The sequence below is a fragment of the Brevundimonas goettingensis genome (genome assembly GCF_017487405.1).
In the GTDB taxonomy this organism is placed as follows: Bacteria; Pseudomonadota; Alphaproteobacteria; order Caulobacterales; family Caulobacteraceae; genus Brevundimonas; species Brevundimonas goettingensis.
The window spans coordinates 2641221-2657415 of the sequence record NZ_CP062222.1 but is presented as its reverse complement, the minus strand read 5'-3'; the positions used below and the strand labels follow the sequence as shown (position 1 = coordinate 2657415).

The 16195-nt window shown below is 67.2% G+C and carries 14 protein-coding genes; 9 read left to right on the top strand and 5 right to left on the bottom strand.

Annotation, left to right across the window (positions count from 1 at the left end; all coding sequences use genetic code 11):
- Positions 1-3: 3 nt before the first annotated feature.
- Positions 4-1161, top strand: a complete 1158-nt coding sequence (gene carA / locus IFJ75_RS12895; RefSeq protein ID WP_207868590.1) for a glutamine-hydrolyzing carbamoyl-phosphate synthase small subunit — start codon at positions 4-6, stop codon at positions 1159-1161.
- 50 nt (positions 1162-1211) lie between these two features.
- Positions 1212-2111: a hypothetical protein gene (locus IFJ75_RS12890; protein WP_225896811.1), complete on the top strand. Its 900-nt coding sequence runs from the start codon at positions 1212-1214 to the stop codon at positions 2109-2111.
- Here the strand turns inward: IFJ75_RS12890 and IFJ75_RS12885 are convergent.
- The 3 genes from IFJ75_RS12885 to IFJ75_RS12875 all read right to left on the bottom strand — a co-directional run bounded on the left by IFJ75_RS12885 (position 2108) and on the right by IFJ75_RS12875 (position 3521).
- On the bottom strand, positions 2108-2377 hold the full coding sequence (locus IFJ75_RS12885; RefSeq protein WP_207868588.1) for a hypothetical protein: 270 nt from the start codon (positions 2375-2377) through the stop codon (positions 2108-2110). The two genes, IFJ75_RS12890 and IFJ75_RS12885, sit on opposite strands and share 4 nt — an antisense overlap.
- A gap of 212 nt (positions 2378-2589) precedes the next feature.
- A complete protein-coding gene (locus IFJ75_RS12880; protein ID WP_207868587.1) occupies positions 2590-2865 on the bottom strand; it encodes a transcriptional regulator in 276 nt (91 codons plus the stop codon).
- Positions 2862-3521 (bottom strand): hypothetical protein, encoded by a 660-nt coding sequence (locus IFJ75_RS12875; RefSeq protein ID WP_207868586.1) that lies wholly within the window; start codon positions 3519-3521, stop codon positions 2862-2864. Before IFJ75_RS12875 ends, IFJ75_RS12880 begins: the two co-directional genes overlap by 4 nt.
- A gap of 107 nt (positions 3522-3628) precedes the next feature.
- Between IFJ75_RS12875 and dnaG the strand changes: the two genes are divergently transcribed.
- The 6 genes from dnaG to IFJ75_RS12845 all read left to right on the top strand — a co-directional run bounded on the left by dnaG (position 3629) and on the right by IFJ75_RS12845 (position 12969).
- Positions 3629-5524 carry a DNA primase gene (dnaG, locus tag IFJ75_RS12870; RefSeq protein ID WP_207868585.1) on the top strand — a complete coding sequence of 632 codons (1896 nt, stop codon included), beginning with the start codon at positions 3629-3631 and terminating at the stop codon, positions 5522-5524.
- A 94-nt stretch (positions 5525-5618) separates the two neighbouring features.
- Positions 5619-7571 (top strand): RNA polymerase sigma factor RpoD, encoded by a 1953-nt coding sequence (rpoD, locus tag IFJ75_RS12865; protein ID WP_207868584.1) that lies wholly within the window; start codon positions 5619-5621, stop codon positions 7569-7571.
- Positions 7572-7921: 350 nt separating this feature from the next.
- Positions 7922-8686 (top strand): hypothetical protein, encoded by a 765-nt coding sequence (locus IFJ75_RS12860; protein ID WP_207868583.1) that lies wholly within the window; start codon positions 7922-7924, stop codon positions 8684-8686.
- Positions 8687-8992: 306 nt separating this feature from the next.
- Positions 8993-10426 (top strand): hypothetical protein, encoded by a 1434-nt coding sequence (locus IFJ75_RS12855; RefSeq protein ID WP_207868582.1) that lies wholly within the window; start codon positions 8993-8995, stop codon positions 10424-10426.
- An 8-nt stretch (positions 10427-10434) separates the two neighbouring features.
- Positions 10435-11724, top strand: a complete 1290-nt coding sequence (locus IFJ75_RS12850) for a formylglycine-generating enzyme family protein (RefSeq protein ID WP_207868581.1) — start codon at positions 10435-10437, stop codon at positions 11722-11724.
- 219 nt (positions 11725-11943) lie between these two features.
- Complete coding sequence (locus IFJ75_RS12845) at positions 11944-12969, top strand: formylglycine-generating enzyme family protein (RefSeq protein WP_207868580.1); 1026 nt, start codon at positions 11944-11946, stop codon at positions 12967-12969.
- A gap of 90 nt (positions 12970-13059) precedes the next feature.
- Here IFJ75_RS12845 and IFJ75_RS12840 read toward each other — a convergent pair whose 3' ends face one another.
- Entirely contained in the window at positions 13060-15510 is a 2451-nt protein-coding gene (locus IFJ75_RS12840; RefSeq protein ID WP_207868579.1) for a TonB-dependent receptor domain-containing protein, read from the bottom strand.
- Here IFJ75_RS12840 and IFJ75_RS12835 point away from each other — a divergent pair.
- Positions 15509-15679 (top strand): hypothetical protein, encoded by a 171-nt coding sequence (locus IFJ75_RS12835; RefSeq protein ID WP_207868578.1) that lies wholly within the window; start codon positions 15509-15511, stop codon positions 15677-15679. The two genes, IFJ75_RS12840 and IFJ75_RS12835, sit on opposite strands and share 2 nt — an antisense overlap.
- A gap of 213 nt (positions 15680-15892) precedes the next feature.
- On the opposite strand, the gene IFJ75_RS12830 is transcribed toward IFJ75_RS12835, so the two are convergent.
- Entirely contained in the window at positions 15893-16102 is a 210-nt protein-coding gene (locus tag IFJ75_RS12830) for a flagellar hook protein FlgE (RefSeq protein ID WP_207868577.1), read from the bottom strand.
- Positions 16103-16195: the final 93 nt, after the last annotated feature.

Here is a 16195-nt window from a genome sequence, read left to right as displayed (position 1 = left end):
GTCATGACCACTCAACTCCTTCCCGGCTGCACCGGCGTCCTCGCTCTGGCCGACGGAACCATCCTGCAGGGGATCGGCGTCGGCGCCGTCGGCACGGCCCTGGGCGAAGTCGTCTTCAACACGGCCATGACGGGCTATCAGGAGATCCTGACCGACCCGTCCTACATGAGTCAGATCCTGGCCTTCACCTTCCCCCACATCGGCAACACCGGGGTAAACGTCGAGGACATCGAACAACTGGGCGGCGGCTCGGACACTTCGGCGCGGGGCGCGATCTTCCGCGACCTGCCGACCGATCCGGCCAACTGGCGCAGCGAAGCCAGCTTCGACGCCTGGATGAAGCGCCGCGGGGTCGTCGGTCTGGCCGGGGTCGACACCCGCGCCCTGACCAAGATCATCCGCGACAAGGGCGCGCCCCACGCGGTCATCGCCCATGATCCGGAAGGAAAGTTCGACCTCGAGGCCCTGGTCGCCGAGGCGAAGGCCTGGACCGGCCTGGTCGGTCTCGACCTCGCCAAGCCCGCCTCGACGCTTCAGTCTTTCGAATGGGACGAAGGCCTGTGGGCCTGGCCCGAAGGCCATCCGAAGACCGAGGGCCGCAAGAATGTGGTCGTCATCGACTATGGCGTGAAGCGCAACATCCTGCGGGCCCTGGCCTCGACGGGCGCGAAGATCACCGTGGTGCCGGCCACCACCTCGGCCGAGGACATCCTGGCCCGCAATCCCGACGGCGTGGTCCTGTCCAACGGTCCGGGCGATCCGGCCGCGACCGGCGAATACGCCGTTCCGGAGATCAGGAAGCTGGTCGAGAGCGGCAAGCCGGTCTTCGGCATCTGCCTCGGCCACCAGATGCTGGCCCTCGCGCTCGGCGCCGCGACCGTCAAGATGGAACAGGGCCACCACGGCGCCAACCATCCGGTCAAGGACCTGACCACCGGCAAGGTCGAGATCGTGTCGATGAACCACGGCTTCACCGTCGACCGCGACAGCCTGCCTGACGCGGTCGCCGAGACCCACGTCAGCCTGTTCGACGGCACCAACTGCGGCATCGAGCTCAAGGGGCGTCCGGTGTTCAGCGTCCAGCATCACCCCGAGGCCTCGCCCGGGCCGACCGACAGCCTCTATCTGTTCGACCGGTTTTCCGCCCTGATGGACGCCTGATGGGATTGCCGTCCGCGAGCTCGGCCTATTTGGGCTGGCTCGCGCGCGCGTTGAAGCCTGACGCGGCGCTGCCGCCGGTAAAGGGCGACCTCATCCTGGGCTACGGCACAGGCTATGACGCCGCCGACATCGCTCCCTTCGTCCTGTCGTTGAGGGCCGTGTTCGACGGCGCCGTGGCCCTGGTCGTCGACGACCGGCCGGACCTCAAGGCCTTCCTCGATCAGCACGGCGTCATCGCCGTCCATCGGCAGCATCTTGGCGGCTGGGAGCCCCACGCCGTCATGGCCCGGTTCGCCGCCTTCGACAGGCTGCTGGGCCAGTGGCCCGATGTGACCAGCGTCCTGATCACCGACGTCCGTGACGTGATCTTCCAGGCCGCGCCGTTCGCGCCTGCGCCCGAGCGACTTGAGGCCTATGTCGAATACGAGGACGCGGCCCTTGGCGACCACGCCTTCAACATGAAATACCTGCGCGCCCTGGCCGGCGACGACTTGGCCGAGGCCATCGCCGACAAGCCTTGCGTCTGCGTCGGCACCGTCATGGCCCCGCGCGAGGCCATGATCCGCTTCTGCCGCACGGTGATGATGCTGGCCGCCATCCCCCGTTCCGAGCTGGGCGGCGCCTTCGGGGCCGATCAGGCGGCCTGCAACCTGGCGATCCACATGGGTCTGATCGAGGCCGAGATCCGCCCCAACTACGGACGCGTCGCCACCCTGGGCCTGACGAAGCCGGAGACCCTGGGCTGGTCTGATGGCAGGGTGACCAATCCCGACGGGAGCTTTAGCCCCATCGTGCATCAGCACGACCGGCATCCGACGCTGGCGACCGCCGTCCATGAGCGCTGGGGCGGGGGACTGGAACACCGTGTCCGGGTCCAGAAGAAGACGGCCTCCCAGCGCTGGGACAAGCAGATGCAGTCGATCCGCCGCCGGCTGCCGGAACTGCGCTAGGGAATCGGCGCGAAGCTGCGGTCCTCGCAGCGCAGGGCGCAGGCCTTGCGGATCGCGGCGGGCGCGGCGCTGAACCAGTACTGGGCGTCGTCGTCGCGGTGGGCGTGTTTTCGCTCCAGCCCTCGCAGCCGTCGCAGCGCGGCGTTCTCGAGCAGCCGCGCATGCAGGGCGCGGGGCGAGAGTTCGGCGATGGCGGGCGAGCCGGGAACGGCGACGGTGTCGGGTCCGACAGGCTCCACCGCCGGTCTGGCGATAGAGATGAACATGGGTAGGGTCCTGAACGCATAGTGCTCGGAACGCCGACCGCGTCCTCTGCCCCGGTTGCCCGCCGTTCTTTCTGGAGCGGGTCAGTATGGTTAATCCACAAGCTCTGTGGATTGTTCCGATATGTCCAGAAAAATGTGCGTGAAATCAGGCGCTTATGGTCACGCTTTTAACTATATAGTTAATAAGAGATTAACGGCGACGCTAATCCTGGTCAGCCCAGTCGATCCAGATGGGCGGCCCAGGCGGCGCGGCCGGTCGGCGTCAGAATGATCCGTGTCCGGGGCTTTCTGCCGAGAAATCCACGCCCTAGCTCGATGTAGCCCGCGCCTTCCAGCCGCTGCAGATGGCTGGACAGGGTGTTGTTGGCGAGCTCCAGCGCGGCGGCCAATTCAGTGAAATCCGCGGCGCCGCGGTCGGACAGATAGGCCAGAACGCCGGTGCGAATTCGGTTCGACAGCAGCGGATCGGCCTCGAAAGGGGCGTTCACCGGGCCCTCTGACGCATCAGAATGACGGCAGGCAGGAAGGCGAGCAGCAGCAGACAGGCGGCGGACAAGGGCAGAAGCGGCGGGGAATTGCCGATGATCGCCATGGCGATGGCCGCGCCGAAGCTGCCGACGGCGACGAGCAGCAGCCAGCGCCGGTCGTTCAGTATGGCCGTCACCCACCAGGCGGCGCCCCACAGGGTGAGGAGCACCGGCGGCAGCATATAGGATGCATAGACGGCGTCGGTCGGCAGCTGGTCCTGAGTGAAGATGCGGAAGCCGACGACGGTGGTGACCATGGCGATGAAGGCCGCGCTCCAGGTCGCCGTCGCCGCGCGGCTCAGCCGGACGCGACGGGGACCGAACGTCCGCCACACCGTCCAGATCAGGGCGCCGAGGAACAGGAGGTGGGCGGCGAAGATGCTCAGGTTCAGGGTCTGAACCAGCGGACCTGCCTGTGTCCCGGGGCCGGGAAAACCTTCGATGGCGATGCCGAGCAGGATAGCCACAATCGCGAACCCATACGCGCCGCCGAACACCGCCATCAACAGCAGGAAGGGCGCGGGCTCGCCGCGGCCCGCGCCGGCGAGACGCCTGAGATAGGCGAGATCGCTCTCATCGGAGGGGGATGAGGCGGTCGGGGTGACGGCGTCGGACATCGTGGCGCTCCGGTTTCGATGTGACTACTTTCAATTATAAAGTTATCGAGTCAATGGGGCGTCGTCACCGGCCTCGCTTGTCGCGCCGCCGGGCGTTATGGTCGGGGGTGCGCTTCGACGAACGCTTTCTTGAAGAACTGAAGGCCCGCCTTCGCCCGTCCGACGTGATCGGCCGGTCGGTGAAGCTCAAGCGTCAGGGACGTGAATGGGTGGGCCTGAGCCCCTTCTCGAAGGAGAAGTCGCCGTCCTTCTTCGTCAACGACGACAAGGGCTTCTTCCACGACTTCTCCTCGGGCAAGCACGGCGACGTCATCTCCTTCCTGCAGGAGGTCGAGCGGCTGTCGTTCCCGGAAGCCGTTGAGCGTCTGGCCGCCGAGGCCGGGATGCAGATGCCGGCCGAGGATCCCCAGGCCGCCGAGCGCGAGCAGAAGCGGCAGGGCCTGGCGGACTGGATGGACCTGTCGCAGAAATGGTTCGCCGCCAATCTGCGTCGGTCGGCGGGCAAGGCGGCGCGGGAATACCTCGAACGCCGCGGCCTACCTGAGGACCAGTGGGAGCGCTTCGGCCTGGGCTATGCCCCCAACGACCGCGAGGGGTTGAAGAACGCCCTGATCCAGCGCGGCGCCAAACCCGGCGAGCTGGTCGAGGCGGGGATGCTGATCTCTCCGGAAGGGGGTGGGGCGCCTTATGACCGGTTCCGCGACCGGCTGATGTTCCCGATCCTCGACGCGCGCGGCCGGATCGTCAGCTTCGGCGGCCGGGCCATGAACCCCGACGACCGGGCCAAATATCTGAACGGGCCGGAGAGCCCGCTCTTCCACAAGGGCGCCACCCTCTATGGCCTGCCCGAGGCGCGGCGCATCCTCGGGGCGGAATCCAAATCGACCCAGGCGATCATTGTGGTCGAAGGCTACATGGACGTCATCGCCTGCCAGCGCGCCGGCCTGCCGGCCGTGGCGCCGATGGGCACTGCCCTGACCGAGGAGCAGATGGAGCGGCTGTGGCGGGTCTCGTCCGAGCCGGTGCTCTGTTTCGACGGCGACGGCGCGGGCCAGCGCGCAGCCTATCGCGCCATCGAACGCGCCCTGCCGCTGCTCAAGCCCGGCCGGTCGTTCCGCTTCGCCCTGCTGGAAGGCGGTCAGGACCCCGACGACATCCTGCGCGACAAGGGCGCGCCGGCCCTGCGTCAGGCCATGGGCGAGACCAGGCCCTTTGCCGAGGTCCTGTTCAAGCGTGAGGTCGAGGTCGAGCCGCTCGACAGTCCTGAGCGCAAGGCCGGCCTCAAGGGACGCTTGCGTCAGGCTGCGGCGGCGATCCAGGACAAGGATCTTGCCGAGCAATATCGCCGCGAGATGTTCGAGCGGTTCGACGCCCTCTTCCCCTCGGGCCGCAACGCGCCGCAGCAACAGCGCCCGCAGCAAGGTGGAGCCGGGGGAGGGCGCTGGCGCGGCCCGCCGCCCAAGCTCGGCCAGACCGCCGAGGGCGCCGAGGCGATGCAGTCGCTGAGCCGTTCCATCGAGCCTGTCGCCGCCGCCCTCGCCCACGGCGCCATCGACGACCCGGAGCGGATGGACGACCATCTGGAAGCCATCGCCAGCCATGGCTTCGGGGATCACGCTCTGGATGGGCTGGCTCAGGAACTCGTCCGCCTTCGGTTCAGTCACGCGGGTGGGGGTCAAACCCTTGACAGTGCGGCCTTGCGACGCCATCTGGCCGCTTCGGGACACGATGCTTTAGTGCGCGAGGTCGAGAAGGCGGCGGCAAAGTCCGGCGCGCCTTTCCTGGCCGCAAATGCGCCCCTCGCCGAAGCAAGGGTCCGGTGGTCGCAAGCGTTCGACGCTCTGACCCGCGTGGCGGGGCTGGAGAAGGCGCTGGCGTCAGCGAAGTCGAATGCCGAACAGGCCTTCGACGCCTCCGCCTTCAGTCGTCTGAAGGCGGAACGCGACGCGTTGCGGCGAGCCATCAAGACCGGGACGATTTGGGAAGACGAGGCCTCTTCGTAACAAACGAAGGCCGTGTGCGTTCTCTTTCAGAACGGGTGTTGCATTTTTGCCGAGGGGTCTGGCGGCCTCCGAACCGGCTGGAGACAGAGACTTAATGACCGATACGCAGGAACCTGCTGAGACCTCGTCCGACGGTCCGCTGCTCGACCTTACCGACGCTGGGGTCAAGAAATTTATCAAGCAGGCCAAGGCCCGCGGCTATGTCACGATGGAGGAGCTGAACAAGGTCCTGCCGTCGGAGGAAGTCACGCCCGACGCCATCGAAGACACCCTGGCGATGCTCTCGGAAATGGGCGTCAACGTCGTCGAGGCCGAGGAAGACGCCGCGGAATCGGCGGGCGGCGAGGTCGCCGAGCGCGCCGAGACCCAGATTTCCGACGAAAACGCCAAGCCGACCTATGACCGCACCGACGATCCGGTGCGCATGTACTTGAGGGAGATGGGAAGCGTCGAGCTTCTCTCCCGCGAAGGCGAAATCGCCATCGCCAAGCGCATCGAGGCGGGCCGCGACGCCATGATCTCGGGCCTGTGCGAAAGCGCCCTGACGTTCGAGGCCATCATGGTCTGGCGCGACGAACTGGCCAACAACCGCATCCTGCTGCGCGAGGTCATCGACCTGGACGCTACCTATGGCGTGATCAATCCCTCGTCCCTGCCGCACAACCAGCCTCAGGCCCCGATCCCCGGCCAGCCCGTGCCCGCTGCCGCCGAATCCGAAGAGGGCGGCGCCGAGAAGGAAGGCGGCGAGGAAGACGAGGACGAGGATTTCGACGATGGCGGCGGCATGTCCATCTCGGCGCTCGAAGCGGAGCTGCGCGACGGCGTCATGGAGACGCTGGACGCCATCGCCTCGGATTTCGACGCCTTCCGCAAGCTGCAGGAGCGGCTGGTCGAGACGCGGCTCAAAGGCGAGGACCTGAACGCCAAGGACCGCAAGGCCTATGAGACCCTGTCGGTCGGCATCTCGGACCGGCTGAAAACGGTCAAGCTGAACAACAACCGCATCGAGGCCCTGGTCGAGCAGCTGTACGCGATCAACAAGCGGCTGATCGGTCTGGAAGGCCGCCTGCTGCGTCTGGCCGACAGCTACGGCATCTCGCGTCCCGAGTTCCTCAAGTCCTACTTCGGCAAGGAGCTGGACCCGAACTGGACCGAGGCGGTCAAGGAAATGGGCGTCCGCTGGACCAAATTCTCGGACAACGAAGCCGCCCAGATCCACAAGATCCGCATGGATGTCGCCGCCGTGGCGGTCGAGGCCGGCCTGCCGATCGACGACTATCGTCGCATCGTCCAGACGGTCCAGAAGGGCGAACGCGAAGCCCGTCAGGCCAAGAAGGAAATGGTCGAGGCCAACCTGCGCCTCGTCATCTCCATCGCCAAAAAGTATACGAACCGCGGCCTGCAGTTCCTTGATCTCATTCAGGAAGGCAACATCGGCCTGATGAAGGCGGTCGACAAGTTCGAGTACCGCCGCGGCTACAAATTCTCGACCTACGCCACTTGGTGGATCCGTCAGGCGATCACGCGCTCGATCGCCGACCAGGCGCGGACCATCCGCATCCCGGTGCACATGATCGAGACGATCAACAAGATCGTCCGCACCAGCCGCCAGATGCTGCACGAGATCGGCCGCGAGCCGACCCCGGAAGAGCTGGCCGAAAAGCTGGCCATGCCGCTGGAGAAGGTCCGCAAGGTCCTGAAGATCGCCAAGGAGCCGATCAGCCTCGAAACCCCGATCGGCGACGAGGAGGACTCGCACCTGGGCGACTTCATCGAGGACAAGAACGCCATCCTGCCCATCGACGCGGCCATCCAGAGCAATCTTCGCGAAACAACGACGCGCGTGCTCGCGTCGTTGACCCCGCGCGAGGAACGCGTCCTGCGCATGCGCTTCGGCATCGGCATGAATACCGACCACACCCTCGAAGAGGTCGGCCAGCAGTTCTCGGTCACCCGCGAACGCATCCGCCAGATCGAGGCCAAGGCGCTGAGGAAGCTCAAGCACCCCAGCCGGTCGCGCAAGCTGCGGAGCTTCCTGGACAGCTGATCGCGGGACTGGTGATCAGTGAGTGGTGATTAGTGATTGGGGCCGTCCGAAAGGGCGGCCCTTTTCATTTGGATCGCTCCCTCTCCCGGCGGGAGAGGGAGGCCGCGCATGGCGGCGCAGCCGTCGTTCTGGCGCGGGCGGGTGAGGGGTTGGCGTCTGCCGGTGAGCGCCAGCCCCTCACCCTTTTGCGCGAAGTCCGATCGCTCCGCTCTCGGGCGCTCAAGCCCTCTCCCGCCGGGAGAGGGAAGCCCAGCAGGGATCGTCAAATCGACCAATCCCCTTCGCCAGAAACGTCAACTCCACCAGCCTCTGCGACCGATACCGACGTTACGCCGTCTCAGGGTCGCGCCATGACCCAGAGACGTGAAATCAAACAGAGGTCCCCGAAGGTCTGGGCGGCGGCCAAGGCCGCCTATCTGGCCGGGGAGACGGCGGCTTCGGTCGCGCGGCGGTTCGACGTCGGCTACGGCAATCTGCGCTATCGCGCCCACGCCGAGGGCTGGACGCGCAAGGCCGCGATGGCGGCGACGGCCGAGGCGGACGCCGAAGAGGCGATGCGTGTCGAGGGGCGCGTCGGGGAGAGGGCCGACCCCGCCCCGCCGCCGGCGCCGGTCGCGGCCGCGCCGCTCCCGGCCGATCCCTTCGCCGACTTCGACCTGCGCTGCCCCGTTCCGGAAAAGGCGACGCCGGGCGAGGCGCTGGAGGCGGCGGTGCGCCGGGCCGGGCGCAGGCTGGCGCAGGGGCAGGCGCGCGAAGCGCTCGACCTGCTCAAGGCCGCCGAGGCCCTGGCCTCGCTGACCGGTTCACGCCTGCCGACAATGGAGGAACTGGAGGCGGCGGACCGCGAGACCGGCAAGATCGGCGAGGCCGTCATCGCGGCCATCGAACAGCTGGCCGCCATCCTGGCCGAAAGCCTGCTGACGCCCCACGCCGTCCCGCTGCCGGGCTTCGAGCATTTCCACCTCGACTGGCGCGCCCGCTGGGCCACGGCGGACTCCCACACCATCGACGTCGACCGCGAACGCATCTGGGCCACCGGCCGCGAGGACCTGATCGCCCTCTATGACGAGGACGGAAACCTGCGTCCCCGCCCGCTTCCGGACGCCGAAACCTGACCGAAGCCCTGACCCTGTTCCGCCTCCGGGGCCTGATTCGCGAACACGGCAGCTTCCGCGAAGGGGTGGAGAAGACCATCGCGGCGCTCCGGAGCGGGGAGGGCCAGTGATCCGCTTCGGGCGCGGCGGCGTCAGCCAGAGTCGGGCTGCCTGTTACTGGACGGCTGATGACGGTCTGAAAACCTTCCCCGTTTCGGCCGACGGCCGGGCTCCGCGTCATTCCACCTCACACTCATCGAACGTCGGAACTTGACAGTTCGGCGGTCGGCCGCTGGATTGGCTGAGAGGGAAAAACGCTGGGGAATCATGGCTGTGTTGCGTTCGGCGGTGTTCGCCGTCTTGTGTGTTTTGGCCTGCCCTTCCGGCGCCGCCGCCTTAAATGCCGACCCGATCGCGCTGTCTGTCGGCGAAACCGCTCGGGGACAGCTGTCGGCGTCCTCGCCCCTGCTGGCCGATCAGGCGCGGCATGTCTGCTACGCCATCGACCCGCCCGCCGGAGCGCCGGTCACCGTCACCATGCGTTCGCGCACCTTGGACAGCCGCCTTTGGCTGGTTCGCGGCGCCCAGTGCCCCACCGGGCGCATGCTGGATGAGAACGATACCTTCGAGGCCGGTTCCCGTGACGCCCGTCTGACCTTCACCCCGGCCGGCGGCCGTTACCTGATCGTGGCGCGCGCGGCCGATCCAGCGGCCCAGGGCGACTTCGTCCTGACGAGCCAGACCGCCCGGTCCTCGACCCCTTCTCCGACGACGGGGGGCGTGGTCGCCCGACCGCAGACCGCGCCCGGTTCACCGGCCCCCGCCGAGACCGATCGCGAGGCGCTGATGCTGGCCCAGACGCAGGTCTATCAGGAGCAGCAGGCGGCCGAGCAGCGCCGTCTCAATGCGGAAGCGGCTCAGCGGCGGCGCGAAGCCGCCGAAGCCCAGGAACGTCGTGAGGCCGAGGCGCGGTCGCGGCGCGAAGCGTTTACGGGCTTTCTCGGGGTTCTGGCGCAAGGGGCCGTCGCCGTTGCGGATGGCTATAATCAGGGTCTGACGGAAGATCGCTACGCCGCGGATTCCGCCGCGATGATGGAGAACATCCGCAGCAACGTCGAAAGCCAGCAGGCCCGACAGGACGAGGAGCGTCGCCGCGCCGAGGCCAGCCGACGCACCCGGCAGGAGTGGGCGGACAATCAGGCGCGGGCCGACGCCCAGGGCGCCGCCGAAACCCGGGCCTTCCAGGCGGCGGAGGCGGAGCGCGTCGAGACCGAGCACCGGCAGTTGCGCGAGGCCGAGGCCCGCCGGGTCGCCGAACAGCAGCGCCGCGACGCTGAGCGTCAGGCCGAACAGCGCCGCCAGGAGGAGCAACGCCGGGTCGCGGCCGAACAGGCCGCCGCGCGGGAGGCGGAGCGCAACCGCCTGATCGATTTCCCGGAGGTGGTGGTCCTGTGCGCCCTTGAAGGCGGACAGGCCCGGTTCGGCAACTATACCTGCTACGGCGGCCTGCAGACGGTGACCGCCAAGCTGGATACGCCCGGCGCCGCCGTCCCCCTCGGTCAGGCCTGTGGTGGAGCGCCTCCGGCGGAGCTGGGGACGGCCGGCATGTATCGCGCCTTCGGATGCGGCTTCGGCATGGTCAACGGCGGCACCGGCGCCTACAGGGACCCCGCCAGCCGGCTCGGCGTCACTTTCGTCCCGGGGCGCACCATCTTCAGATGCTCCGCTCGCCAGGCGGCCAATTCGTGTCGCGCGCAATGAGGCATCCGATGATCCGCTGGCTGGCCTTGCCTGTCGCCCTGTGTCTGATGGCCGCGGTCCAGGAGACAGAGAGCGCCCGCCCACTCGCGCTCAATGAGGTGCTCGTCGGCGATCTGACAGACCAAAGCCAGTACAGGGCCGGCCTGATCGGTACGGGCGCCTACTATGAATGCTTCCGCATCCCTGTGACGCCCCGCCAATGGTACCGGGCAAATGTGGAGGCGGATTTTCGAGCTTTCGTGAGCACCTCAAGACGAGGCTGTTTCGACAATGCCCTGGGCACAACGCTTCAGATTTCGGACCGGCAGAATGTCGATATTTCCTTCTCGCCTTCGATGGCGGAGGTCTTCCTGACGGTCTACGCCTCCAGCAAGGGGCCCGGCCGCTTCGTGGTCTCCGTCGTCGAACTGACGGAACCTCGTCCACGCCCGGGCGCGCGCACATCCTCGGCGCCCTATGCCTCGATCGGCGCCTCGTCCTGGGGCGAAGGCGGTGTGATCCGCGGTGTGGCTGGAGGCGCGGGCGGAGCCCTGACCGGTACGGCGTCAACGGTCGCCGAGCTGAAAGCGCCCCGCGAACCGGGCGAGATCTTCGCCGACTGCGACACCGCCTGCCCTTCCATGGTCGTCGTCCCGGCCGGAACCTTCATGATGGGCTCCCCGCCGACGGAGGCGAACCGGGAGGCCAGTGAAGGCCCTCGCCATGTCGTCACGATCCAGCAGCCGTTCGCGGTGGGCCGATACGAGGTCACCTTCGAGGAGTACGACGCCTGTGTCGCCGCGCGCGGCTGCGACCGCAAGGAAGACAATGGTTGGGGGCGCGGCCGTCGGCCTGCGGTGAACATCACCTACCGGGACGCCCAGCGGTACGTCGCCTGGCTCTCACAAACCACCGGCGAACGGTATTTCATCCCCAGCGAGGCCGAGTGGGAATATGTCGCCCGGGCTGGAACCAGCACGCCCTGGAATACCGGTACGGCCGTCATCGCCGACGACGCCAATATTCTGAACCAGTTCGGCAAGACGGTGGTGGTCGGCGGCTACGCGCCCAACGCCTTCGGTCTCTACGACACCATCGGCAATGTCGCGGAGTGGACCCAGGACTGCATCGACACCGGCTATATCGGCGCGCCCAACGACGGGTCTGCGGCGACCAGCGGCGACTGCGAGACCCGAAGCGTGATCCGTGGGGCGGATCTAGCGTCGCCTTCCAACACCGCTCGCTCTGCCGCCCGGACGCCCGCCCGTCGCGCCGGACCGGCCCCCAACACCGGCCTGCGTATCGCCCGAGCCTTGTAGGACTCTCAAATGATGACCCGTCTCCTGTTCACGGCTGTTCTGTGTGCGCTTTCCGTAGCGGCTCCCGCCGGCGCTCAAACGGCGATCGCGGTGGGTGAAACCGTGGAGCGGACGCCTACCGAAGCCGACCAGTGCTACCGCCTCGAAACCGAGCCGGGTGGGCGGTATCAAATCAGACTCCAGGCGCGGACAGCGGCTTACCTCAGCATCGGACGGGGCGTGGACTGCGCCTCGGCGACATGGGATCGCCACACCCGTGGCTCCAACACCTGGTACGGCAACTTCGCCCAGAACTGGAAGGCGGACAGCGCCCTTCTGACGGATCGATACACGACTGATTTCCGCTTCGCGGCCGGCGGCGGCGTCTATCTGCTGAAGATCGAAGCCGGCGTAGGGAATCCCTTCACCGTCGCCGTTGAGCGAGAGGCCGGTGTCGCCCGGTCCGGCCTGTTGCCGGCGGGGGGCGTGGCGATCCGTTTGATCGCAGGCTCGGCCTCCACCACGGATGCGAGCGGGGAAACGCGGAGAGCCGGCGAGACCTGGAAGGACTGCCCCAACTGTCCGTCGATGGTCGCGGTCCCGGCGGGCAGCTTCATGATGGGGTCGCCGGCGACCGAACCGGGTCGCCTGGGCTCCGAAGGCCCGCGCCATGTGGTGACGATCGGCCAACCCTTCGCGATGGGGCGCTATGAGGTCACCTTCGAGGAGTACGACGCCTGCGTCGGCGACGGCGCCTGTCCGGCAGTGAATGACGGCGGTTGGTGGCGCGGCCGCAGACCGGCCGTGAATCTCGCGGTCGGCCATGCGCAGGCCTATGTGTCCTGGCTCTCCCGGACGTCCGGCCAGTCCTATTTCATCCCCAGCGAGGCCGAGTGGGAATACGTCGCCCGCGCCGGGACCAGCACGCCGTGGAATACCGGGGCCGCGGTCATCGCCGATGACGCCAACATCCTGAACCAGTTCGGCAAGACGGTGGTGGTCGGCGGCTATGCCCCCAACGCCTTCGGCCTCTACGACACCATAGGCAATGTCGCGGAATGGACCCAGGACTGTATGGACACCGGCTATGTCGGCGCGCCCACGGACGGGTCGGCGGCGACCAGCGGCGACTGCGACGGACAGACCGCCGTGCGCGGCGGACATTTCGCCTCGGCGCCGACCGCAGTCCGCTCCGCTTCGCGTCAACCGACGCCTCGTGCACAGTCTTCGAACGAGACCGGCCTGCGCGTGGCGCGAGCGCTTTAGAGGGTTTGCAGGCCCAAGGCGCGCCGTCGGTGGGCAGTGTTCTCAAAGGAAAGCCGGCGGCCCCTCCCGGAGCCGCCGCCTCTGTCCTGATCAGAAGTCCATCCGCGCTGACAGCGAAATCGTCCGGCCGTTCGCCGCCCGGCCCAGACCCACGCCATTCGCGGGCACCGAAGGCGTCGTGATCTCGATCCAGGCGACCTCGTCGAAGAGGTTGTTGGCGTTGAGCATGAGCTGGACGCGTTCGACGGGGCGGTACTGGAGGAAGGCGTTGACCAGCAGATAGCCGGGGACGGTCATGATGTCGTTGTCGGTGGCGTAGCTGCTGGTGGCGCCGATGAGGTTGGCGCCGACGGTGACCCAGCGGTTCTGGTACTGGGGCGTGGCCTGGTAGAGGAAGTCGGGCTGACGGCGCGGGACCATGCCGTTGACGGTGGGGTTCAGCTTGTCGTCGACGATCTCGGCCTGGGTCCAGGTGACGCCGGCGGTGAGGCTGAACGGGCCGTGCTGATAGCCGCCCTCGGCCTCGACGCCATAGGCGGTGTAGTTGCGGTCGGTGGTGATGGCGCCGGCCTGGACGTTGGTGTCCTCGGTGTCAGCCGAGAAGCCGGTGACGTTCAGGGTCAGGTTGGCGCGGCGGTATTTGAAGCCGCCCTCCAGCTGTTCGACGATGTCATAGCCGTCGGCCTCGTCGGGCATGGAGCCGTCGACGGTGCTGACCTTGGAGGAATAGAGCACCTTGTCAGCGGCGGCGCGGGCGCCGCGGCTGTAGCGGGCGAAGACGGCGAAGGGCTCGGCGACGCGGAAATTCACGCCGGTCGAATAGCTGAGATAGCCGTAGTCGTAGTCGACCGGGGCGGGGGTCCCCAGCGGGGTGAAGGCGGTCCGGGACTCGGCGACCGAGATGACGCCGTCGCCGTTAAAGTCATAGCCCATGATGCCGACGCGGCCGCCGCCGAGGTCGGCACCGTAGAGCTGGCCGCTGACGTCGCCCTGGTCCCAGCGCAGGCTGCCGCCGACCGAGAAGCGGCCGACGCGGTAGTTGAGCGAGCCGTAGGGGGCGACGATGTTGTACTCGACGTCGTATTTGCGGCGGTAGAAGGCGGTGGCGCCCGAGCGGTTGAAGCCTAGATAGCCGCCCTGGGTCTGGGGGATGCCGCCGGCGTTGGTCCAGTCGATCAGGGCCGAGGTCCCGTCGGCGCCGACGACCTGGATATGGTTGCCGTAGAGCCAGTCGCTGCCGAGGTTCTGGATCGAGTTGTAGAGGCCGGCGGTGACGGTCAGCTCGTTGCCGCCGACGTCGAAGGCGCGGCTGGCGCGGATGTCGTTGATGAAGTTGTCGAGCTTCGTCGCGTCGATGCGGTTCAGCGAGGAGGCGACGACCAGGCCGTTGCCGTTGATGGTGCCGAGGTTGGTGATCACCTGACCGGCGTTGGGGCCGGTGGCGTAGCGGAAGGTCCCGGTCCCGGCGCCCAGGGAGGCGGGCAGGGCGGCGCCGGAATAGACGGCCGAAATCAGGTTGCGCGTGGTGCCGCCCGAGATCTGCGAGTATCGGGCGCGCTGGGTGATGGTCCAGTCGGCGACGGTGAACTGGCTCTCGACGCCGATCGACTTGACCTCGGCGTTCATGCCCGTGCTCATCGGGATGACGGTCGCGTTGTTGGAGCCGTCCAGGGTGATGACGCCGGGGAGGTAGCCCGAGAGCATGGAGTCATGGCGGACGTCGTAGCCGGGATAGCTCTCGAAGTTCGGATCGTCGTTTGTACCGGTGATGCGGACCGGGCCGGACAGGTACTGGGGCGACTTGTCGTCGAGGTATTTGCCCGAGAGGCGGACATAGCCGCCGGTGAAGGTCTTGGTCAGGTTGAACTTGAGCTGGCCGCCTTCGAAGGCGTCATAGCCGACGTCGCGCGGGCCCTCGCCGGAGCGGTAGAAGCCGCCGATGTGGAAGCGCAGGGTGTCGCTGAGCGGGGCGCCGTAGTCGAAGTCGACGCGGTTGGTGTCGTAGTCGAGGCCGGTGGTCACCTGAATGGCGCCGCCCTTCACATCGCCGGTGCGCGACAGAAGGTTGATCACCCCGCCGGGCGAGTTGGACGCGAAGGTCGAGGAGGATCCGCCGCGGATGGCTTCAATGGCCGCCAGGTTGAAGTCGGCGCGAATAAAGATGTCGGAGGCGACGTTGAAGAAGTCGCCGAACTCGAGGACGGGCAGGCCGTCCTCCTGGATCTGCATGTATTTGGAGCCGCTGGACGCCAGGGGCAGGCCGCGGATGGTGTAGGCCGAGTTGCCGTCGCCGGTGGAGGACTCGGTGCGGATGCCCGGGATGTTGCGGATGATGTCGGCCAGGGACCGGGCGCCGAGTAGCTGAATCTCGTTCTGCCTCAAGGCGCTGGTCGAGGTGGCGCTGTCCAGACGGTCGCGACCGCGGGCGACGCCGGTCGAGAAGACGGCCTCGGCCGGTGCGGCGGCGGGCGGCCGGGCGGCGGGGGCCTGGGTCTGGATGGCTTCGCCCGTATCGGGCCGGTTTTCGAGTTCGCCGGCCATGGCCGGGCTGAAAGCGGATGCCAGAACAACTGGCGCAAACGCCAGCAACAGTGATTTCGTCTTCATGATTATCCCCCGGATCAAGAACCGTTCCACATCGCCATGGAACAAGAAGGATAATCAGCGATTAACCGAACATAGTTTCGCCGTTGAGTTCGATTTTAACTAAGTATTACTACGTAAACTTACAACTTCCGAATATATTACCGCCGATAAGTTTTAACGGACTGTATGGCTGATCCTGAGCTGACAGGCAGTGTTCTAGGCTCCGTCGCGTTGCGGCCGTATTTGATGCGGTGCGGACACGCGGCGTAGCAGGGGCGCGGGAGGCAGGCGACCCGTGGCTTTCGATGCCGTCAGGGCGCCTTGGGCGCCCGTGGGGTCAGGCGAAGATGTCGAGGATGGCGCCGACCATGTCGTCGGCGGTGCGTCGGACGGCGGCGTTGGCGCGAAGCGCGGTGCGGGCTTCGATGCGTTCGAGGGTTTCCTCGGCCAGGTTCTCGAGCGGATTGGCGGCGGTGCGCGCCGCGCTGCCCTCGAAGCGGACGAGGGCGGTGGACATTCCGGCGCTGGCGATCGAGGCGGCGTTCATGAAGCGAGACTATTGCGAATAGGCCTAATCGCGCGTGAGCGAAGGTGGTGAACGGGGCTCAGGTCTTCACCCTAAGGGTTTTGGGGTAACGGC